At 34.3% G+C, this 21,505-nt stretch carries 18 protein-coding genes; 7 read left to right on the top strand and 11 right to left on the bottom strand.

Annotation, left to right across the window (positions count from 1 at the left end; translation table 11 throughout):
- Window positions 1–26: 26 nt before the first annotated feature.
- The 6 genes from petM to F6K23_RS08770 all read left to right on the top strand — a co-directional run bounded on the left by petM (window position 27) and on the right by F6K23_RS08770 (window position 7,047).
- Entirely contained in the window at window positions 27–128 is a 102-nt protein-coding gene (gene petM, locus F6K23_RS08795) for a cytochrome b6-f complex subunit PetM (RefSeq protein ID WP_063823346.1), read from the top strand.
- 391 nt (window positions 129–519) lie between these two features.
- Window positions 520–1,497 (top strand): SDR family oxidoreductase, encoded by a 978-nt coding sequence (locus tag F6K23_RS08790; protein WP_293153471.1) that lies wholly within the window; start codon window positions 520–522, stop codon window positions 1,495–1,497.
- A gap of 586 nt (window positions 1,498–2,083) precedes the next feature.
- Window positions 2,084–3,001, top strand: a complete 918-nt coding sequence (locus F6K23_RS08785; RefSeq protein WP_293153467.1) for an NAD(+) kinase — start codon at window positions 2,084–2,086, stop codon at window positions 2,999–3,001.
- Between the two features lie 234 nt (window positions 3,002–3,235).
- A complete protein-coding gene (gene nblR / locus F6K23_RS08780; protein WP_293153504.1) occupies window positions 3,236–3,931 on the top strand; it encodes a response regulator transcription factor NblR in 696 nt (231 codons plus the stop codon).
- A gap of 654 nt (window positions 3,932–4,585) precedes the next feature.
- Window positions 4,586–5,107: a DUF192 domain-containing protein gene (locus tag F6K23_RS08775; protein ID WP_293153464.1), complete on the top strand. Its 522-nt coding sequence runs from the start codon at window positions 4,586–4,588 to the stop codon at window positions 5,105–5,107.
- A 1,712-nt stretch (window positions 5,108–6,819) separates the two neighbouring features.
- Window positions 6,820–7,047, top strand: a complete 228-nt coding sequence (locus F6K23_RS08770; protein WP_293153461.1) for a DUF2949 domain-containing protein — start codon at window positions 6,820–6,822, stop codon at window positions 7,045–7,047.
- A gap of 1,371 nt (window positions 7,048–8,418) precedes the next feature.
- Here F6K23_RS08770 and F6K23_RS08765 read toward each other — a convergent pair.
- From F6K23_RS08765 to F6K23_RS42820, 11 genes are all read right to left on the bottom strand, one after another.
- Window positions 8,419–9,576, bottom strand: coding sequence for an alanine--glyoxylate aminotransferase family protein (locus tag F6K23_RS08765; RefSeq protein WP_293153458.1), 1,158 nt, complete (start codon window positions 9,574–9,576; stop codon window positions 8,419–8,421).
- Between the two features lie 2,074 nt (window positions 9,577–11,650).
- The gene (locus F6K23_RS08760) at window positions 11,651–11,791 is read right to left on the bottom strand and encodes a transposase family protein (protein WP_293153501.1); all 141 of its coding nucleotides are present in this window, start codon (window positions 11,789–11,791) and stop codon (window positions 11,651–11,653) included.
- A gap of 786 nt (window positions 11,792–12,577) precedes the next feature.
- The gene (locus F6K23_RS08755) at window positions 12,578–12,808 is read right to left on the bottom strand and encodes a DUF5340 domain-containing protein (RefSeq protein ID WP_124154993.1); all 231 of its coding nucleotides are present in this window, start codon (window positions 12,806–12,808) and stop codon (window positions 12,578–12,580) included.
- A gap of 1,064 nt (window positions 12,809–13,872) precedes the next feature.
- Window positions 13,873–14,076 carry a hypothetical protein gene (locus F6K23_RS08750; protein WP_293153456.1) on the bottom strand — a complete coding sequence of 68 codons (204 nt, stop codon included), beginning with the start codon at window positions 14,074–14,076 and terminating at the stop codon, window positions 13,873–13,875.
- 172 nt (window positions 14,077–14,248) lie between these two features.
- Window positions 14,249–15,136, bottom strand: a complete 888-nt coding sequence (gene trpC, locus F6K23_RS08745; protein ID WP_293153453.1) for an indole-3-glycerol phosphate synthase TrpC — start codon at window positions 15,134–15,136, stop codon at window positions 14,249–14,251.
- 1,848 nt (window positions 15,137–16,984) lie between these two features.
- Entirely contained in the window at window positions 16,985–18,415 is a 1,431-nt protein-coding gene (gene lpdA, locus F6K23_RS08740) for a dihydrolipoyl dehydrogenase (protein ID WP_293153450.1), read from the bottom strand.
- A gap of 139 nt (window positions 18,416–18,554) precedes the next feature.
- A complete protein-coding gene (locus F6K23_RS08735; RefSeq protein WP_293153499.1) occupies window positions 18,555–18,770 on the bottom strand; it encodes a zinc ribbon domain-containing protein in 216 nt (71 codons plus the stop codon).
- A 59-nt stretch (window positions 18,771–18,829) separates the two neighbouring features.
- On the bottom strand, window positions 18,830–19,132 hold the full coding sequence (locus tag F6K23_RS08730) for a transposase (RefSeq protein WP_293153447.1): 303 nt from the start codon (window positions 19,130–19,132) through the stop codon (window positions 18,830–18,832).
- A gap of 3 nt (window positions 19,133–19,135) precedes the next feature.
- Entirely contained in the window at window positions 19,136–19,276 is a 141-nt protein-coding gene (locus F6K23_RS08725; RefSeq protein ID WP_293153444.1) for a hypothetical protein, read from the bottom strand.
- A 203-nt stretch (window positions 19,277–19,479) separates the two neighbouring features.
- Complete coding sequence (locus F6K23_RS08720; RefSeq protein WP_293153441.1) at window positions 19,480–19,710, bottom strand: hypothetical protein; 231 nt, start codon at window positions 19,708–19,710, stop codon at window positions 19,480–19,482.
- Complete coding sequence (locus tag F6K23_RS42820; protein WP_375340743.1) at window positions 19,703–19,804, bottom strand: helix-turn-helix domain-containing protein; 102 nt, start codon at window positions 19,802–19,804, stop codon at window positions 19,703–19,705. Before F6K23_RS42820 ends, F6K23_RS08720 begins: the two co-directional genes overlap by 8 nt.
- 1,378 nt (window positions 19,805–21,182) lie before the next feature.
- On the opposite strand from F6K23_RS42820, the gene F6K23_RS08715 reads away from it, so the two are divergent.
- Window positions 21,183–21,422, top strand: coding sequence for a hypothetical protein (locus F6K23_RS08715; protein WP_293153438.1), 240 nt, complete (start codon window positions 21,183–21,185; stop codon window positions 21,420–21,422).
- The last annotated feature ends 83 nt before the right edge of the window (window positions 21,423–21,505 follow it).

The raw sequence follows: 21,505 nt of genomic DNA, 5'->3' as shown, positions 1-21,505 counted from the left end.
AAATTACATAGGAGTATTTTAAGAATATGAGTGGTGAGATTTTCAATGCAGCTATTTTGTCTTTTTCTGTGATTCTGATTGGTTTAGCAGGAGGTTTCCTATTACTTAAATTACAAGGAGGCGAATAATTTAACTAGCTGTCAGCTATCAGCTACTAGCAGTCAGCGCAAATAGTCCACATAAAAAAGACATATAGAACCCATTTGGGATCTATTTATCTGTTTATTTAATTTAAAAGTATAGGGGGAGTGTGCTCTGTGTGGGGAGTACAGGGTCTGGTCTGACCCTACGCTGCAAACTTCACGCCAGAGTTGCATCCTCCTTTGGGACTACAAAAGCGCCCCATACCGTCGATGATGAAAAACTGTAAGAATTTACTTTTTATAAATTTTATGGTAGATTTAACAGATTAAAAATATAAACTCAAATATGTTTAACTCAAAATATTAAGTTTTGTAAAAAAATGAGATAACTTTGATAAAGTGATAAAGAATCTTTAATATAATTAACAAACTGTTTATGAAACTATTAATCGTAGGGGCTACTGGTACTCTTGGAAGACAAATAGTACGTTGTGCCCTAAACGAAGGTTATGAAGTACGCTGCTTAATCAGAAGCTACAGTAAAGCATCTTTTTTGAAAGAGTGGGGGGCTGAACTAATAGGAGGAAATCTCTGTAAGCCGAAAACTTTACTGCCAGCTTTAGAAGGAGTTGATGCAGTTATTGATGCTGCAACTTCGAGGCCAACAGACTCTCTGAGTATTAAACAGGTAGACTGGGAAGGAAAAGTATCACTGATTCAAGCTCTAGTGGCCAAAGGTGTAGAACGTTTCATATTTTTCTCCTTTTTAAATGCAGAGAAATACCCCCAAGTCCCTCTCCTAGAAATTAAGCGATGTACAGAACTTTTTATTGCTGAATCTGGTTTAAAATACACGATATTAAAGCCCTGTGGTTTTTTACAGGGATTGATTGGCCAGTATGCAGTGCCAATTTTAGACAAACAAGCAGTGTGGGTCCCCGGTCAAGGAACAGCCATTGCATATATGGATACTCAAGATATTGCCAAGTTTGCTGTCCGTGCTATTTCAGTTCCCGAAACAGAAAATCAAAGCTTTCCTGTAGTAGGTCCCCGTGCTTGGGATGCCAGTGAAATTATTCGGATGTGTGAAAGACTTTCTGGAGAAAAAGCAAAAGTAACTCGTACAAATATTAACTTATTGCGTATATTTCGTCAGCTTACTAGGTCATTTCAATGGGGTTGGAATGTATCAGATAGACTAGCTTTTGCAGAAGTATTAGCCAACAGTCAGCCTTTAACAGCTTCAATGGATGATGTTTACCCTGTATTTGGCATTAATCCTGAAGAGATAACCACACTAGAATCTTATCTGCAAGAATACTATAGTCGGATTATGAAAAAGTTGAAGGAAATAGAGTACGAGCAAGCAAAACTAGGAAAATCAACCTCCAAGAATAAACCTTTCTTTTTCTAAAGTTTAATAGTTCATAAAAATATAGTCAAATATGACATATCCTTATTTTGCAGGAGTTACCCTGACTGGGTGAACTACAACACCCTCGCTTCCCATAGTCAAAGACATTTGAGACTGCTTTTCTCATTATGTTTAGAGAACCATTCACATAACTCATTGATTAACCCAGTAACTCTGGGCTAATTTGATTATACCATTAATACAGATAGTCAAGATTGATTAAATGTTGTCAAATATTTAGTAGCTATGCTTGTACAAATCAACGAAGATATTTGACATCACTTGACTATATATGACTATATTTATGTATAACTTTTATTATACCAATTTTTAAGGTTATCAGTATATCAGTTATCAGTACATCTAGCTGTTTGCGCAGCATGACCTAGGAAAACTAGAGACTTGAGACCTTATTTTTTGGTCAAAAAAAATAGTTGTAAACTATACAAGCTATATATGTGATATGTGAAATAATTGCCTGAAATTGCTTGAGCGTTAAAGTTATGAGTCCATAAAATCTTACTTTTGACTTTTGACTTTTGACTTCCGTGAAACGGTATGACCACCCTGAACTAGATTTTTTCGAGTGTCAAAAATAGGAATAATTTATAACGATGCCAAACCAATAGCTTGTCGCATAACTAATGAGTTAAAAGACAAGCTGAAAGCTTATGGCTATGATATTCACATCAACAGTGGATCGGGAGGAATCTTGGGTTATCCTAGCCTAGAACGTCCTTTATGTCATACTTCTATAGACCAATTAGTTCCCTCTGGCTTTACTAAAGACATGACATTTGCTGTTGTCTTAGGAGGGGATGGTACAGTCTTATCTGCATTTCGTCAAGTAGCACCTTCCCATATTCCACTATTGACCGTCAATACAGGTCACATGGGTTTTTTGACTGAGACTTTTGTCAATCAGTTATATCCAGCTATTGAACAGGTATTAGCAGGAAACTATGAAGTAGAAGAACGGACAATGCTAGAAGTACGTCTGTTCCGAGATAATGAATTATTATGGGAAGCTCTGTGTTTAAATGAAATGGTTTTACATCGGGAACCCATGACCTGTATGTGCCATTTTGAAATCGAAATTGGTCGGCACGCTCCTATAGATATTGCGGCAGACGGTATTATTATTTCTACTCCTACTGGTTCTACTGCTTATTCTTTATCAGCAGGTGGCCCTGTTGTGACTCCTGGAGTTCCCGTTTTGGAGCTTTCACCTATTTGTCCCCATTCTCTGGCATCCCGTGCTTTGGTTTTTGCTGATACTGAACCTGTAACTGTTTTCCCTGCTAGTACAGATCGTATGATGATGATTGTAGATGGTAATGGAGGATGTTATGTCTTGCCAGAGGACCGAGTACGAGTGAAACAATCGCATTATAAAGCGCGTTTCATTCGACTCAAACCACCAGAGTTTTTCCATGTTCTGCGCGAGAAATTGGGATGGGGACTGCCACATATTGCCAAGCCAACTTCTGTAGAATTACCTTAAATTAGCCTGGTAGTTATTTTTCACAATTTTTGCTGCTAGATTAACTTTCAATATGCCAGGATTATATGAGAGCGTCTTACTATTACGTCTTTTTGCTTTCGGATTTATGGATTAAGAAGTGGGATAGACAGGTGCGTAGTTCACCCCAGGAGAATTAATCTCTCAAAGTAAAAGTGAAGGTAATTTCTGAAATGGAATAATGTCTGTTTATATTTGACTATACTTTTACCAACTATGAGTACCTTAACTATAGATCGAGATCGTTCTGTCTTACTAATAGAAACTGATGAAATTCTCGCCCAGTATGTGAGTTTGGATCTAGAAGAGTCAGGCTATCATCCAATTGTAGCTACTAACTCTACTACGGGTCTTCACAGGGCAATAGAAATTAAACCTGCTCTGATTGTAATTGACCGAATGTTGGCTGGTGAATCTGGACTATCATTGTGCAGTCATCTGAGAAAAATGGGTAATAATATGCCCATATTATTGTTGATGGGTCGCGACCAAATTGACGACCGAGTTGCTTGTCTGGAGTCTGGAGCTGATGACTATTTTCTTAAACCTTATCGCAGTGATGAATTCTTAAAATTAGTCCGTTTTTATTTACAACCTACTACAGCAGAAAAAGACCAATTGAGATTTGGGAGTTTAATTTTAGAGTTTGCTAGTCGGCGGGTCTTGTGTCATGGTCGTAGTATTGAGCTGACTATGAAGGAATTTGAGTTATTAAGGTTTTTAATGGAGCATCCTCGCGAAGTATTGAGTCGCGAACAGATTTTGGAAAATGTTTGGGGTTATGATTTTTTGGGTGAGTCTAATGTCATTGAGGTATATATTAGATATTTGCGCCTGAAAATTGAACGAGAAGGTGAGAAGCGATTAATTCAGACAGTCCGTGGTATTGGATATGTTTTGAGGGAGACTTAGAGTCTTTAATTTTTGGTAAGCAAGGTCTTGTTAGAAAACAATCAAAAGATTCTGGTATAGGTCATTTGAGTTATCAGTTATCAGTACCTCTAGCTGAAGCTAGAGTGATAAATAAACGACTCAGGAGTCAGGAGTCAGGAGGAAAGAAAGAAGAAGAAAGGGAAAGTTTTTTGATCACTAATTATCCGGATATAATATAATTTGTTTGATTTTTTGCCTAGCCCTAGAATCACAGAAGCAAGAATTTTCTATTATAATATTTGATTTAACGGCAGGAATGTCAAAATAAGTGAAATCTCAAAAAAATTACTATAAAATTATTATTTATCTTTTTCTTTTGGGTTTAATACCCTCCTGTCACTTGTGGTGTTTACCGAATAATTAAGGTTTAAAGCCTCTCATGAGCAAGGAGAAACAAGCGGTGGAGGGATGGCGAGGAAACCTGCGCTGTCCGACCATCGACCAAGATAGAAAAAATTTTCATGATTAGTCAATCCTATCCGTTTTCAAGCAGAGGTAATTATTAATGATTAATGATTAATTATTAATTTTTGAAAAGCTTTTTGGGGTTGGAGTCTCCATCCACTTTTTCCTTTTTCTTTCTTGCTTCTTCAAGAATAAAACATACATAGAATATCTGAGAAATAATTAATTATGGGTCGTAAAATTGGTTTGCTTAAGTCTGGAATAATCTTATTTCTATTGGTTTGCTGTTTGCTACAAATAATATTTGTTCAAGTTTTTAATACTCAAGCACAGGCTAAAAATATATCAGATTCTCAGATATCTCAACAAGGCCAAATATTACCAATTACGGCAAAAGCTCATATATCGAATCAGATAATTAATTTAGAGGTGCCAAAAACTCCTCAACAGCAAGCAATAGGTTTAATGTACAGGACTAAACTTGCTGATGACCGAGGAATGTTATTCTCTTTTGACCCGCCTAGGAAAGTTAGCTTTTGGATGAAAAATTGCCAAATATCTCTTGATATTATATTTATTAACTCTGGCATAGTTCAGGCGATCGCTGATAATGTCCCTCCTTGTTTAGCTGACCCTTGCCCTAGTTATGGACCTGATGTGTTAGTCGATCAAGTAATTGAACTTCGGGGAAGACTTGCAAAGGAATTAGGTTTGAAAGTAGGAGACCAGATAATGATTACAAAAATTTAGGTATTTGACAGAACTGAGATTATAGGAAATTATCATTCATGGAAGAAGGTGGTAGGTTTTAGGTTTTAGGTTGAATTGAGAAAAAGAATGCTTTATTTAGGTGAGACTTCAATTATTCAGTAATTAACACAAAAGCATGGAACTTTTTTGATAATTAGCACCCCAGTTATTGTTAATTATTCTGATCAGGACTTACGCAGAGACTATACATATAGCGAGGGCGCCATTCGGAGCTTGGCGTTAGCTAATACCATTCGCCCCTACAGATGGTGGTTTAACAGTCAATTTGCGTAAGTCCTGTCTTATGTTTACTTCTCGCCTACTCCTCTACTTCCCCTCTTGGGAGAGGTTAGGGGTGAGTCCCCTGCTCAATAAAATGTAGCAAACATTTATTAAGTTGATATTATTTCTGACTTTCTTGGTAAACAAAATTATAGCAGTTGCCATTCCTTTATTTGACTTATGAAATAGCTGTTTGCGTAGTACTTCGCAGTCAAAACAACGGAATATCAATAATCAAAGTTCTTCCCTTTTGCTTCTGCGATCAAACAAACAAATTGAATCCAAAAATTGGATGATTTATTTTTTGCTATTCCCCAGACCTATAGTTTTTGTACAACAAGCTAAAATATCGCGAAATTATGAATTATGTTGACAAAACCTAATAAAACTTTTGATTATTTTACTTGCTATATATTTACACTACAGTTTTAGTTTGCTATATTGGTAAGCTAGACATTATTTAGATGGATTCAAAGTATTGTTAACCCAAAGTTCAGAATATACATTCTCAAACTTTTCATGGTTTGTAATACTGCTATTCTATTCATCGGAAATAAATAAAGATAAATTAAGTTTCGCAAGCTGTAAGAGAAATATTTTGACAATATCGATAATGCTGAACTGTTGATTAGTATTACTTTGACCAAGAAGGTATAGAAGATATAGAAAAACTTGTCTTGCTAAGAGTCTATTTTTGCTTTGCTTAATTTAATTCTGTTGATTGGTGTGAGGATAATGAGATTTTGTGCTAGGAGTGAAAATATAGTTGTATATTTTTGCGCATTTATGCATATAGAGATGGTTCGTATTGTGAATTAAAATACATACAAATATTCAAAGCAAAGTAGTTATTTTGTCGTAGTTATTTTGCCAAAATTTGACTTGACCAAGTTTAGCCTCGTAAGTAGTAATAGTTTGAAAAAAGGCAACTATCTACTTAGAAGCTCTGTCTGCGCTGTTTATATCTTTTGACTAGAGAGAGAATTCAATAGAAAGTCTTCTGTAATGTTGAGACAGATAGTGAATTGTTTTTCAACCTGAATGTATATACATTTTGAGTAACGATAATTTCACTAAATTTTTCTAGAAATTAATAGCTAACTTTTGCGGAATAGCGTAGGCAACTTATGTAGATTCAAACCAAGCTATTCTCAAAATTTAGTATAGTCCAAGAGTACTAGATATAGTTGAGTTTGACTCTAAATTTTTTGAAAAAATGCAGAGTTTAGTAAACAGATAAAAAACTGGCATATCCTAGTTTTATGAAGAAAAATTATTGCTTGATGATAGTAAATAACTATCGATAATATCCAAAAAAAAATATTAATTTTATTGACATCATAATTCTCTTAAATATGTGACTTTATATATTCTCTTGAAAACAAGAGTTGCAAAGAGAATGGTGTCTGAAAAATAGGAGGTAAAAAAAAATGACACCAAATAATTATGCTCGCTTTATCCATTTCTTGAAAGATGATTTATCTATTTCTTCAGCTTCTATAGCAGTTGCAGAAAGAGCTAGTATTAGTTCAACATTAGTAGATCGTAAACTAGACTTTAGTGCTTTTCCAATGATTTTATGGCAATATGGTTTAGTTACTCTAGAGCAGTTGGATAAAATATTTGATTGGCTACAAACCACTTATGATTTCAACTAAATGCCAGAATAATGTAAGTATTCAGCCCTCATATATCAGCTAGCCTCCTGCGGAGGAACTGCGTTATCAGCTATTGTTTTTGAGCTTGATTTAAACCCTATATTTAAGGGTTCTTATTAAGCCAAAATCCAGTCATAATTAAATCTTACAAAAGTAGGTTCCTTTGACCTTAAAGTCTATATTTATTTAAACACTTCCTTCAGGAGGGAGTCTTATACCAATTATCATGCATTATTGCTATACTTGGACAAGACTTCAGTGCTTAACTAATTAGCACAAGTAAAATCACTTTTTTACTAATTTGACCTAAGTTCATGTTAATTATTCTTGTGTTTGCTTCTCCCTGTACGGACGTGGCATGCAACGTCCCTACCCACTCCCCCACTTTCCCTCCTGGGAGGGGGAGGGGCGAGGAGTGGGTCCCCTACTGAACAAAATTTAGAAAAGTTTTTGAGAAATGGTATTACTCCCCCAAGCTGATAGCTAATAGCTGAATACTTACAGAATACTTACAGAATAATTACTAGAAATATCAATTTAACTCTAGTTCAGAACTAAATTTAAAATCAAATTTAAAATCTATTCTATTATTAAACCTTGAAAATAACGGTTCTTCAATATGTAGGTAGTGCAGGATTGCGGAAATAACTGACCAGTTACAAAATCCCAAAACAATTACAAATCAAAAATGATTGACTGTCAGATGTGCGTCTTACATTCTGGAGGGGCTGTGTGCGGAATTACTTCCGCACAGTAGGCGCCCCGTAGGACACCTCGCCAATTAGCACTCGATGCATGAATTTTGACTTTTAACTTCCGCGTAGCGGCACTAGCGTTAGATTATCAAAATAATTGGGTCGCGCAATCCCACCTTTTAAGGCGAAATATTTTTGGAGAGTTGCTCACATCCCCGTTACAAAAATAACTTCTGACTTATGACTTTTTAATTATGACTTATGACTTCGTTAATGGGTGCATTACTAGATTTGATAATCCCTGGCAATTTCCTGAAAATAGTGTAATGATAGAAGTTGGAAAATAACTGACAACTGAGTATCGCGTTATTTCGATCCCGACGCGTGAGTCATCCCTAATGGTTGCCGAGTCTTGAAAAAGAAAGCGCAAAATAAATACTCATGTGAGTTAGCCATAAATAAGTCAAAAAATAGCGCTTTGGGGATTTTCCTCGAAGCATTGCGAGATACCGCCTGCGTTGATGGTTTTGCCGTCACGTTGCTATGAACGGTTTTCCCGACTTTTGCCGGGAATTGCCGGGCTTGATGTATCTGGAGGCGGGTTCATCTAATTGGTTAAGACTCATTAATTTAACGTAGAACCCGCCCCTACTATCGCAACATTTTAGATGCTAAATTATGACTCTGCTAAAACTCTAGAAGCAGTAGCTACACCTGCTCCTGGAGTAATAGCTTCATATCCCAACTCTCGCAAAGCAACTTCTAATGCAGAGATAGCGGTGAGAATATCCCGTTCGCTGACAAAACCCAAATGTCCAATACGGAAAATTTTCCCTTTCAAGTGGTTTTGTCCACCAGCTAAAGCAATATCAAAACGCTTACTTACAATAGTCCGTATTTTTTCTGCGTCTATTTCTGGTGGAGGAGCAACTGCCGTAATAGCAGGACTAGCTACTGCATCTGGGCAAAATAGGGGCAACCCTAAAGCTTTGACTGCTGCACGAGTTGTACTCATTAAACGTTGATGGCGAGCAAATATATTTTCTAATCCTTCATCCTGCATCATCCTAAGTGTAGCTTGCAGGGCAAAGAATAAATTTACTGGTGGAGTAAAAGGTGTAGTATTTTTAGCTCCATCTTTACGATACTTACCCAGGTCAAGATAGTAACGTGGTAATTTGGCAGTTTCATATGCAGTCCAAGCTTTAGGACCTACTGCTACAAAAGCTAAACCAGGGGGTATCATATAACCTTTCTGAGAACCTGAAGCAACAACATCAAGACCCAACTCATCTATTGGTATATTGACTGCCCCAATACTGGTAACGGCATCTACTATAATTAATGCTTCACCATGAGCTTTAACATAACTATTAATAGTTTCTAGGTCGTTAAGAACACCTGTAGAAGTTTCACTATGGGTGATAATGACTGCCTTGATTTTTTTCTCTTTATCTGCTTCTAGTTGTTCGCGAAATTTTTCTGAGTCCAGAGGTTGGCCCCATTCTGCTGTGATTTGTTCTACTTGGAGGCCATAGGCGGTAGCTACTTCTGCCCAGCGATCGCCAAATTTACCATTACATCCACATAGTACGCGATCGCCTGGACTGAGAAAGTTAATGATACCTGCTTCCATGGCCCCAGTTCCACTAGATGCTAAAATTAGGACATCATTTTTTGTTTGATGTAGCCATTTGAGGTTTTCCGTCACCTCTGCCATAATTTTGGAAAAGTCACCGCTTCTATGGCCTATTGGATGTTTAGCCATAGCTAATAAGGCTGTTTCTGGTACTGGAGTCGGCCCGGGAATCATTAACATTAGTTTGTCATTCATTATTTCTATTCCTTTGTTTTGTGTTACTTGAGTTAGTTTATATGTTTATTGATTGAGAAGCATTTCATTGAAAAAACTTATTTTTTCTTTAAGATTCCAAAGTTTAATTTTTTTAGTTATTTTGGGAGTTATTTAATTTTAATTATTTTTTTTTGAAGAAATTTTTGATATTTCTTTCTATAGGATTTACATTTAAGATATTAATAGAGGATTCAATAGTTGAGGTCAATTTTTATCTAAATAACAGTTATAAGTTAAAACTAATCACAAAGTTTTTATTGTTAAAGTAATGATTTTGAAGAGTTTCACAAATTATCATCAAAATATTAACTGTATTAATTTCTGCTAATTATTCCCAAAAACCTTACATTGAGCCAATCTATAAATTATGAAATCCTTAACAGTGGTATTAGACATCTCCAAAAATTCTCAAGCACTCACTATAACTAGGGCTTGCTGATTAAATCTAAAAGTATTTACAGATAAAGGTTTTAGCCTTTTTGGAGTCTTTCAAAAGTGCCTATTTTTCAGCTATTCACGCTCAAAAAGGAGCGTATTTTAGGTGCATAGTTGGGTAGAAAAATCACTCTTACAATTCTTACTCCTACCTCCTCGCTCCCGATCCATTTCTCCTGTCTCCTGTCTCCTACCCTCACCCATAAGACTAGTGAAGCGCAAACCCTAACTATCTTTTGGGGAGCGATCGCCATCTCAAGGAGATAGTCATTTTTTACCGAATTATTAATTATTAATAATTAGTAATTAAATAATTCTGGTTGAAAGCCTCCCCTTTTAAGGGGAAAAAAGAAATAATATTTCCTTATATTCAATTCCGTAGCGGTTTTAACCAGAGGTAATTATCAATTATCCATTATCAATTATCAATTAATGAACTACTTTAGAGTATTAGAGATAGTTACTGTTAATTATTTACCGAAAAATTAAGGTATAAAGCCTCTCAATTCATGGAGAAAAAAGTGGTCGAGGGATGGCTCCGAAACCTGCGCCATATCCAATCGACCAAGAGAAGAAAAAAATTCCTTTTAACCCAATCCTCTTCTTTTCAAGGAGAGGTAATTCTAAATTCGCGCATTCTAAATTCTTAATTATTGAACATTTTTATACTTGTTTTTATTGTTTTTATTTTCTACATAAATTGTGAATTATGCTAGTATTAATGCCCCTATTTTTAGTCTGACTAAACTACATATTGTTAATATTACTTTTTCATATCATGTCCGTTTATATCGTTTGTGTAAACCCAAGGGTGAATATCTACAGGAAATAATGGTTTTTTTCTTGCGAGGGTAGCCTTTCTTCCTCTTCTCTCTTCCCTCTTCCTTCTTCCCTCTTCCTTCTTCCTTACCTTTGCTATACAAGACCGATGCTGCCGGACATGATATCACGGGTTAAATTCTTTTAATCTGAATCTTTCTCGTGCTATTCCAAATATTTTTATCAGCCTTATTATATGCTCCACAAATATTCTTTTTCTTGAGTGCTTCTTGAATTCGCCGTGCGACGGCGAATTAAGCACTCGCTTTTTGAGCTTTTTGTTGATTCTCTCTCTTTGCTTCTTCTGACATTTTTTGGTTTCTTTTTTTCTTTCTTGGTGTGTCTACTATTTCCCCTCCTTGATATCCTTTATCCCCTTGAAATTTTTGTTCTTTATCAAACTTTTTTTGTTGTTTTTTGAATAAATTTAGATCACTTTATGGATCTCTTTATCCTACTACTACATCCACTATTTATTCACCTTTCTCTGTAATTATTATTTGGTTTTTAAATGTATGATTTTTTTGTTTTCCTGAATAATATTTTTTCTGTTTTTCATGGTTTCCTGGTTTTTCTCTATCTTGTTATTTACTGTCTACAATTAATTCTAGCTCTTTCAATATTTCTTGAACCCATAATTTATCTGATTCTTTTTTTTTGACTTGCTCCAACAAGCTTGCTGTTCAATAATTAATAATTAATAATTAATAATTAATAATTACCTCTCCTTGAAAAGAAGAGGATTGACTCAAAGGAAAAATTTTTCTTGTTTCTCCTTGCTCATGAGAGGCTTTAAACCTTAATTATTCGGTAAAAATATCCGAAAAATATCCACCCAATAATGGAATATATTGTTAGCAGTTGATTCACTAACTCCAAAATTTATTGCCAGCAATTGAAATGTCGGTATATTATGTAAATAATATAAAGTTAATAGAATTTATGACTCACTACGTAGTATTTTTTTTCTACCACCTCCTGCTTTGATTAACCTGGTTTCACAAACAGCTTTTCTGTATCTTACTTCTGCTTCAATTTTCTTCTGCTTTCAAAGAAAATCCACTTTCATCTAAATATCTTCAGTCTATTTCTCTTTTTTTTAGCTTGCTATTTCAACTCTTCTAGTCTGGGAATTTTCACCTTTAACTTCCAGTCATCAAGAGTTTTACTTATTAGGATATTCATTCTTTTCTATTTCATTTCCAATTTTTGTATAATTCTTTTGATCGTTTCCTGACTTATATTTATTTTTCACTCTTTCTTGAGAGTAAGTTTAACTTTTTTGATACTTTTTAGTTCAGATTTTACCGACTCTTTATACTTATGGCTTTTGCAACTGATTTAACCCACAGTTTTCTGCCTCTATGTTTTTGATTGTAGATTCCTTTTATGTGTCGATTTTACCATCTAGTTAACAAATTATATATAGTTTTTCTATTAATTCCAAATATTGATGTTAATTTCTGGAGCAACAATTTTTGAGAATTCAACAATATATATAAAGTTGCTGTCTCTCACTTGAGAAAATTTACTTTGCCAGCTTATTCTTTCTCAAAGTTTTTTTGTCTTGGTATTTAATTCTCAACATGAATCTTATCTAGATTGCCATTTTGCTTCCTTTTATCTCAGGATATATTTTGATGACAAAAATCAGCAATTAATTTTGTGTGCTTGCTTATCAAATTCAGAAATACCTTTTTTTAGCTTGCTCTAATGCACTTAATATTTATTTTTCTGTTTCATTGAGAGACCATTGATATTCAATTGGTAAATTTGCTTGCTTGCAACTTTCTTCAAATTGTTTTTGTAGTGCTAAAGCTTTTCTCACAGTTACAATAAGTTCCCGTGCTTTTTCGTGCTGCTTTGTATTATAGTCTACTGCTAAAATCGTCTTTTTTTCCAATAACTGAAGTAGCAGTTCATAATGAATACGGGAGGGAACTGGTATTGCTTCCATAGTTTTATTTATAGGGGTTTACATATCGGTTAATTATACTATGTGACAATTTAAACAATAAATAGAAATTAGAGAGCTTTTGTACTACTGATTATTCTTGAACAAGGAACAAGGAAAAATTTATGGAGATTAAAACCCCAACTAATTGTGGACACTGGGGGTAAAGCTAGGTTATTATACCCATAAGAGAAAAGATGATTAATATGAACATAAATCACTATAGCCATGCTAGATAGAATATGAACATTAGCTACATATCAATAGAAGTAACCATCAGTATTTAGATAACTAACATTTGTTCAAAACCTATTTAGGATAGCTATATATAGTTGATGCGGTTCAAGCAAATAAGATTTGACTTTCATTTTAATACCAAGTTCGGCAGATCGAAGGGATTTTTAATTTTTCTCTGTTTCCATATCTGGTGTGTCCTAATACCATTTCTCTATAACAATGCGCTTAATAATTCTTACCAAAACCTGAATTTTACTAATAGCTATTATCTTTTATTAAGCGCAACTTCATGGAGAAATGGTATAACTGAATCACTAACCTATCAAAATAGGATTTAGTATTATTTGAAGTTATTTTATAGATAATACTAATTTTTCTTCAGGAAGGAAGAAGGAAAAAGCGGATGGGGACTCAAATTCTAACCCATTGTAAAGACCGTGTAGACGGCGGAGAACTCAACACCCAAAAGAAAAAGATAAAGACTTAGATTTGAGATTCTCATCGTTAAATAAGAGCGATTATAATGGGAGTCCTCTTTCAACATTTATGATATAAGTAGGATAGCAAATAAGATATTCAACAATTAACAATAAATAATATCATCTCCTCTGGTATCGTTTGTGTAAAATCAAGGGCTAATATCTACAGGAAATTTAAATTTTTTCAAGCTTTTAAGCCTTCTTCCCTCTTCCTTCTTCCTTACCAAAAAATGAGGGTATGTGCCTCCCCTTTTAAGGGGATGAAAAAAATATTTAGTTCAGTATTTCAAGCCTCCGACTTCAGTCGGAGGTTCACTGATAACTGATAACTGATAACTGAAATGACCTTCACTATACAATATCGATGCTACCGGACATGATATAATTACCTATTCTTAAAACAAGAGGATTGAATAAAAGAATTTTGTTAGTCCTGCATGGTAATGGTGAGGATATATATTTTTTAATTTTTCCCACACTCCCCATCTCCTCACATTCCCCTCCACCGGAGGGGTGCGCGGGTGGGTCCCCATCTCCCCACACTTCCTTTACCATTACTATGCACCACCACCAGAATTTTTTCTCCTTTTAAGTTTCAAGGAGAAGGTGGAAAATTTAATTATTCAGTAATTTTTTTGATCACTCTATCATGTGCAATTTTTATCTAAAAAATTGTCAATATTTAATTTAAATCTAAAACCCTACATCTTTACTATTTTTAGTTAACCTATTTATCTGTAAATAACTGTAGCAATGCTGCACCTGGGTCTGCTTTTTTCATCAGAGACTCACCTATTAAAACAGCATCCACACCAGCATTTTTAACAATTTTTACATCTTGATATCCATGTATTCCTGATTCACTAACTACTAAAATTCCAAGCTTTTCTAACTCCTTCTTCCTAGCTTCCATTAATTTACAAGTTGTTTGTAAATCTACTGAAAAATCTGCTAAATTGCGATTATTTATACCTACCAACTTAACTCCTTCTATTGCCAATACCCGGTCTAACTCTGTTAAACTATGAACCTCAACTAAAGCAGTCATCCCTAAAGCATTAACTATCTTGATAAAATACTTTAAATCTTGGTCTGATAAAATTGCCGCAATTAGTAGTACAGCATCAGCTCCATATAAACGAGCAAGATATATTTGATATGGATAAATCAGAAAGTCTTTACACAGTAACGGTAAGTCAACATTTTTCCTAATATTTGACAAATATTCAAAGCCACCTTGAAAGAATTTTTTATCTGTCAAAACTGAAATACAAGTTGCACCATTTTGTTGATACGCTTTAGCTATAGTAACTGGTTCAAAATCTTCTCTAATTACTCCTTTACTAGGAGAGGCTTTTTTAACTTCAGCAATTACAGCAGGTTGAGTTTTTCCTGTTGATAGAGTAGCTAAAAAATCTAGAGGAGGAGACATTGAGTTAATTTTCTTTTTTAACTCAATTAATGGTTGTTTATCCCGTAGAGAATCTACCTCTTTTTCTTTATACCAAACAATTTCTTCCAGAATATTTTGAGGTTTTGAATTTGGCAAAGAAACTTCATAACGTAAACTACCCATTTCTACTGCTGAAGTTGGCGGTCGGCGGCGAATTTGCATTATATTTTGTATTTATAATTTCCTAGTTTTGGTATAGCAAGGAACAAGGAATAGTGGCAAAAGTTTTTCTCTGTCTCAAGTTCATCATCAACATAAGTTAAACACCAATTCGTTCCTTACTATAGTATTAAACAAGTAATAATTTTTGAAGCTTAACTCCTAAAAATTAAAATAATATACTAACCAATATCCTTATAGTTGATAAAAATATAGTCAAATATGACATATTCTTATTTTGCAAGTTTTACCTTGACGCTCGTGAACTACAACACCCTTTATCCCATGGTCAAAGACAGAAGGGAGCTGCTTTTCTAATAATGTTTAGAGAACCGTTCACGCAACTCATTTATTAATCCCCTATTTGCGGTACAATTGTATTCCTCTTTTTACTCTTTTTCCTGAAAAAATGATTTGATTTTTTTGCCTTTATTGTACACTTGAATCAAGTCATTATCTATAAAACTTGCTTTTGAGCTATAAGATTCTTCTGTAATAATTAGCGAATAATTAATAATTAAAGAATTAAAGAATTAAATAATTCAGCTTTGTTAGCTTCCCCTTGAAAAGGGAAAAAAATCTATTTTTTCAGCGTTGGTCAATCCTCTCCCTAAGAGCTATCCCTTATTTATCAGGAACTCCTGAAAACCTTGTGGTCAGCAGGGGAGTAGGGGAACTCTTAGCAGGGGAGAAAGGAGAAAGAATCATAGTAGATCGGAAAAACTACTTAAGTTATTAAAAAAAATGTACTTTTTCAGACACTTTTTCTCTGACAAAAACCTTTTCAAGACTTAGTCATAACTTGTCTATAATGTCTACGTTTTATCTTAAGAAAGATGTTTATAAAACATAGCCCTAAGAGGGAGAGGTAATTATCCATTAATGAAAAAGCTTTTTCAGTTAGTACCAATAAACGAAGATATTTGACATTATTTGACTATAATATGACTATATTTATGTACAACGTTTATTATACCGTTTCACTAAAGTCAGAATTCAGTAGGAGTGATTCGCGGAATTAGGAGCATGACCTAGGAAATCACCCGTACAGAAGTAAGAAGTGATATTCATGGAACTTAAAACCTCTACTCTACAGTAATTTCAGCTTATTATTTGACTTCATCAAGTTACCAACTATTTGTGACACTTTTTAAGTTAATTGGTATTACATCTTTAGGACTACCTTATTTTTTAATGATTCTTGATTTTAGTCTTTAAACTTTCAAGGTTTGGTAGTATAAAATTTCTTAATTTCCTGAAATTATAGTTACTAACTTTCAAAGCAAAATTCAATTCTGAGAAACAAAAAAAATGATAACTGAATAATAAATTGCTATATCAGTTATAGAGACTAAATATAGCAATTTTCTTTAAATTAATAACTATAGCAAAGAACAAGTTGGTTAGGATTTATGCTGATGATAAACCGTGAGACAGGGAAATATTTTTCTTACTGTTCCCAATTCCCTGTTACCGAATAATTAAAGTAAAAATCCTCTCCTTTAAAGGAGAAACAAGAAAAAAATTTCCTTTTATTCAATCCTCTTCCTTTTAAGGCTATGCTTTATCAACATCTTTCTTGACATAAAACTTGACAAAAATATCATTTGATGATTTGAAGCCTGAAAGCTCCTAGTGTCGTTGCGATCGCAAGGACAAAAAACAAATTTTAGGAGTACACAATTTAGTCAATTTGTCAAAGCTTGTAAAACCAACAAAATGCTCGTAAGCTTTTGATAAGTAGGCATTATACACTTTTGTAAAGAATTTTGCTGATAATGGATAACTTTTAGGGAGAAGTAATTATCAATTATCCATTATCCATTATCCATTATTGAACTGTTCCCTACTCTAACTAACAGTTGCTCGTTTAAATGCCTCATCCAAAACCTCTGACAAAGTAGGATGAGTATGTACATTAAAAGATAACTGATTAACAGATTGCTTTTGAGCTATAGCATTTGCTGCTTCTTGAATTAAATCCGACGCATGAAGGCCAATAATATGTACTCCTAATAATTCTCCTGTATCTTGACGATAAATTACCTTAGCAATGCCATCTGTTTCTCCTTCAGCAATTGCTTTTGAATTACCCTTAAAATAAGTTTTTACACTAGCCACTTCAAACCCTTGCTCTGCACCTAAATCCTTAGCTGCGGTTTCAGTCATACCAACATAGCTAATTTCTGGATGAGTAAAAGCAGCCGCCGGAATACTAAGATAATCGACATCCCGATCGCGACCACAAATATTTTCTACCACTGTTATACCTTGAGCTGAAGCTGTATGGGCTAACATCATTTTTCCAGTAGCATCACCGATCGCCCATAAATTAGGTACTGGTTCACCACTTGACAAAACAGCCATTTTATCATTCACCGGAATAAAACCCCGACGGTCAGTCTCCACACTGACATAATCTAGTCCCAAATTTTTTGTATAGGGAATGCGACCTGTAGCAACTAAACAAGCATCTACTTCCAGAACCTCTTCTACTTCCTTAGTTTTAGCATCAGCTAGTTCAATAATGACCGGAGATCCAGGAGTTACCTTAATCGCCAACTTACCCACTTTAGTTTCAATATCTCTTGATTCAATTAGAACTCTTTTTGCAATTTTTGCTATATCTGAATCGAAAGTGGGCATTAATTGGTCTAATGCCTCAATCATAGTAATTTCAGATCCAAGAGCAGTATAGATATCAGAAAACTCCAGTCCAATATAACCACTACCAACAATTGCTACCCAGGGTGGCAACCAGTCTAATTTCAAAGCATCATCACTGGTAAAAACTGTTTTACCATCTAACTCTATTCCAGGAGGAACAAATGGAATAGAGCCAGGAGCAAGTATAATATCTTTACCAGTAAAGTATTCTTCTCCCTTATCTGTCTTGACCATAACTTTTTGTTGACCTGCCATTTGCCCCCAGCCTTTAATCAAATCTATACCTAGACGTTTCAGACTGTTGGTCATATCGCCTCTAATTTTGTCAACAATGTTACTAGCATGAGAAGCTATAACTTGTCGGTCGTAAGCTACATTATCTAATTGAATACCCAGAGTTTTTAAATGGTGAGTATCCCGTAACTCTCGAACTTTACCAGATGCTGCCAGAAGCGCCTTGGATGGTATACAACCTCGGTTAACACAAGTTCCACCCATTTCCGCTGCTTCTACAATAGCTGTTTTTAGGCCACAACTTGTGGCGTGTAATGCCGCACCATGTCCACCAACACCTGCGCCGATAATTATTAAGTCGTAATCAAATTCTTGAGTCATCTGTTGTTTTTAAAACCTGTTTGTATGTTTGCAAAAACTATAATATTTGAAATTATAGGGACTTAGCTAAATATTTTATGTGAAGTTCTCTCCCGTTAAATAAGAGCGATTATAATGGGAGCTTCTCAAACAAAGAAGTTTATTGTTTTGCTGCGCAACGCTGCGCGAACATAGGCCGATCAATATCTAAGCCTCCACAAGCAGACAAGATGATACCCACCTCGTTTAACGCTTTACTTAATATGTTTTTTGCAGCGTTTTCATCTCTATCTAAAACTATTTTACATTTAGGACAAGAATGAGTTCTAACTGATAAAGCTTTAGGTACTTTATGACCACAATTACTGCAATGCATGTGATGTATTGTGAGGAAGTAGGGGCGAATGGCCATTCGCCCCTACTTACATGAACACCTTATTTACCTACATCATAAATTGATTTTGATAGTTTAGTATTTTTTGCTAAACCTCTAATATTTAATTTTTCTACTGCAATAATGTCATATTGTTTAACTAATTTATGAGCAGTTTTATAGTGAAAATATTCTCTTTGCCTAGCTATATTTTGGTGCAATCTAGCTATTCTATTTTGCGCCGCCCTCCAGTTATTAGATCCAATTTCTTTTCTAGATACTTTTTTTTGCTTTCTTGCTAAATTAGATTGAGATCTTCTATAAAATTTAGGAATAGAAACAGTCTCACCAGTATTAGTGGTCAAAAATTATTTTAACCCTACATAAATACCTACAGCAGTTTTGATATTATTTGTAGGAATTAGATTAGGAACTGATTTATCTTCCAAACTAAAACTTACATAATAACCATCAGCCTTTTTGGTTATAGTTGCAGTTTTAATTGTCAACCCATCTGGAATTGGTCTATGAACTATTACTGGAATAGCACCAAACCTCTTAGTAATTATTTGTTTTCCATCAAATTTAATTACTGATGAGCGGATGATTAACTCTACTGAAACAAAATGACCTTAAAAAACCTGATTTTTTAAATTTTGGTCGTCCTCCACGTTTACCTTTTTTGTCAGGTATTAGCCTTTCATGTCGGCTCTTAGCCGAAACTTTTCCAAGCTTTATCTAGTCTTTGTAAGTTAATTTGCTGGACTTCTGAATATATTTCTTTGTAGTCAGAAAATAACTGTTTTGTCTGCAAGAGTGCTGATTGCTGAAAATAATAATCTGGCAATCTTGAAATTTCACCAATAGGACATGAAATTAATGAGCAACGGTCAACTTGACATCTAGTTCTATTCAACCAATCTAGTCTTTGGGTATCACGCATAATTGTAATGCCTTCGTAACAGTTCTAGCCAATAATCAATTTTGACTGACTGTTCACAAGTTGGCTTAATTTTGTAGCAATGAGTAATTATCATAATTTTTATACTACTCTTTATTGCTATAGTTGAACATCAATCGAAACCTGTTTAATTTGCAGCTCGGCAATTGCCCTCCCGTTAAATCGCAGATTATAACGGGAGACCCCGAGACCGTATCAAGTTGGGATTTGTTTGAACTTAATTTGCTCTAGATCCCAGATTAACTTAATTCTTGACCAAAATAAAATGCAATAATTAAGTTGAAAGCACAAAGAGCGAGAAAATTAACTACATAATCCATATTGGGAAACTATTCATTCGTGCCTGTATGAGCTAGCCTTGTATACAGACATTACTTCACTTAGTCTTTTTTTTTGCTGCGACAAACAAAACTTTTATAGCAGGGAACAGGGAACAGTTGGAAAAAAATTTTCTAGTCTAAGATTGGTTATTAGTCTATGTCCTAACCAATTCTTTCTTAGCTATATAGCAATATTATTTGAGTTGTGAGATATTGGAAACTTTTAGGCAACAGCTCATCTGGCAACAGGCAACACAGAAGAAGAAAAAAACGTATCATATGAATGTAATAATTGCTATATTCTATACTTTTAAGGAACACTTGAATTCTCACAACTGATTCCTGATTGCTATATGTTTATGATATAATGAATTAAAAAAAATCAATCTCATTATTTCAGATAAAATACTGAAATCTATAAGTATTCAGTTTATCTTACTATTTATAGCGGTTTTCACAAAGGTAAACTACAAAACTTCGTCCTCTGCCTTATGCCTTTAAGCCAAAATCTCTGTACTCTATGAAACATGAAAACTGCTATAGATAATGATTTTATTTGATTAAAAATGGTTGATATAAACTTAATTTAGATACATTTTGAATGATAGATAGCTAAAAATCACTTAAAATATTCATTGATTGCAGAGCCAATTTAAAAGCTCAAGAAAGGTAGTAAAAATTAATAATCCGAGCGCTCTAGAACAAAAATTTTCACACATCCCCAAATTATCAAAATATTAGCTATTAATTAGGGTTTGCTGAAAAAATCTGTTAGTGAAGGAAGGGAGTAGGGAGTAGTTAATAGTAAGGAGTTTAGGAGAGTTATAGAGGAGGTAGTAGTTCATAATGGTTTCTTGATTTGTCTGCCGTAATCGTCCCAAAATACTAGCTTTTTACAGCTCTTTCCACCGAAAACAGCCGCACTTTTTTAGACAAAAAAATGCTACAACCAATATCAGTCAATGCTTTGATATTTAATCAGCAAGCCCTAATTAATAATATAAAGCAGATTTAACTTTTGCTCCGGGAAAATACTAGAAATAAAATATCTAGACTCCTGCTGTTTGTATGCCTATAATTTATATAAAAATAAGTTGAACTGTTAACAAGAAGATAACAAGGACAGAAATTAATATGGATAAAAAAGATATTCGTAGTCAGGCTGCAAAAACATTTGTTGAGAGCTTTGAGAAACAATTGGATAACTCTCTTCAGGAACCCAACCATGAAAAGTCTAATTCCCCTCTTCCAGAGACTGAAGAGTCCAATCAAAAATTTAGTTTATCAGAGTTAGAGGAAGCGATCGCCGATATAGACAAATATATGGAGACAAATCATCAAAGCCAACCATTATCGGAACCTGATTCAGAATAATATAATAACCTATCCCACTATTTTTCACAGGCTAATTTGTTAAATTCAAATGTGTTTGAAAAGTTTAATCTTTAATTTTTAAC

This window comes from Okeania sp. SIO2C9 (genome assembly GCF_010672455.1).
In the GTDB taxonomy this organism is placed as follows: Bacteria; Cyanobacteriota; Cyanobacteriia; order Cyanobacteriales; family Microcoleaceae; genus Okeania.
This window is presented reverse-complemented; position numbering and strand designations above follow the sequence as displayed.

What these genes read in the sequence shown, in the direction of transcription:
- petM (WP_063823346.1), top strand. Translation starts at nt 27, where the DNA reads ATGAGTGGTGAGATTTTCAATGCAGCTATTTTGTCTTTTTCTGTGATT.
- F6K23_RS08790 (WP_293153471.1), top strand. Translation starts at nt 520, where the DNA reads ATGAAACTATTAATCGTAGGGGCTACTGGTACTCTTGGAAGACAAATA.
- nblR (WP_293153504.1), top strand. Translation starts at nt 3,236, where the DNA reads ATGAGTACCTTAACTATAGATCGAGATCGTTCTGTCTTACTAATAGAA.
- F6K23_RS08775 (WP_293153464.1), top strand. Translation starts at nt 4,586, where the DNA reads ATGGGTCGTAAAATTGGTTTGCTTAAGTCTGGAATAATCTTATTTCTA.
- F6K23_RS08770 (WP_293153461.1), top strand. Translation starts at nt 6,820, where the DNA reads ATGACACCAAATAATTATGCTCGCTTTATCCATTTCTTGAAAGATGAT.
- F6K23_RS08765 (WP_293153458.1), bottom strand. Translation starts at nt 9,576, where the DNA reads ATGAATGACAAACTAATGTTAATGATTCCCGGGCCGACTCCAGTACCA.
- F6K23_RS08755 (WP_124154993.1), bottom strand. Translation starts at nt 12,808, where the DNA reads ATGGAAGCAATACCAGTTCCCTCCCGTATTCATTATGAACTGCTACTT.
- F6K23_RS08750 (WP_293153456.1), bottom strand. Translation starts at nt 14,076, where the DNA reads ATGGTAAAGGAAGTGTGGGGAGATGGGGACCCACCCGCGCACCCCTCC.
- trpC (WP_293153453.1), bottom strand. Translation starts at nt 15,136, where the DNA reads ATGCAAATTCGCCGCCGACCGCCAACTTCAGCAGTAGAAATGGGTAGT.
- lpdA (WP_293153450.1), bottom strand. Translation starts at nt 18,415, where the DNA reads ATGACTCAAGAATTTGATTACGACTTAATAATTATCGGCGCAGGTGTT.
- F6K23_RS08735 (WP_293153499.1), bottom strand. Translation starts at nt 18,770, where the DNA reads ATGCATTGCAGTAATTGTGGTCATAAAGTACCTAAAGCTTTATCAGTT.
- F6K23_RS08720 (WP_293153441.1), bottom strand. Translation starts at nt 19,710, where the DNA reads ATGCGTGATACCCAAAGACTAGATTGGTTGAATAGAACTAGATGTCAA.
- F6K23_RS42820 (WP_375340743.1), bottom strand. Translation starts at nt 19,804, where the DNA reads ATGATAATTACTCATTGCTACAAAATTAAGCCAACTTGTGAACAGTCA.
- F6K23_RS08715 (WP_293153438.1), top strand. Translation starts at nt 21,183, where the DNA reads ATGGATAAAAAAGATATTCGTAGTCAGGCTGCAAAAACATTTGTTGAG.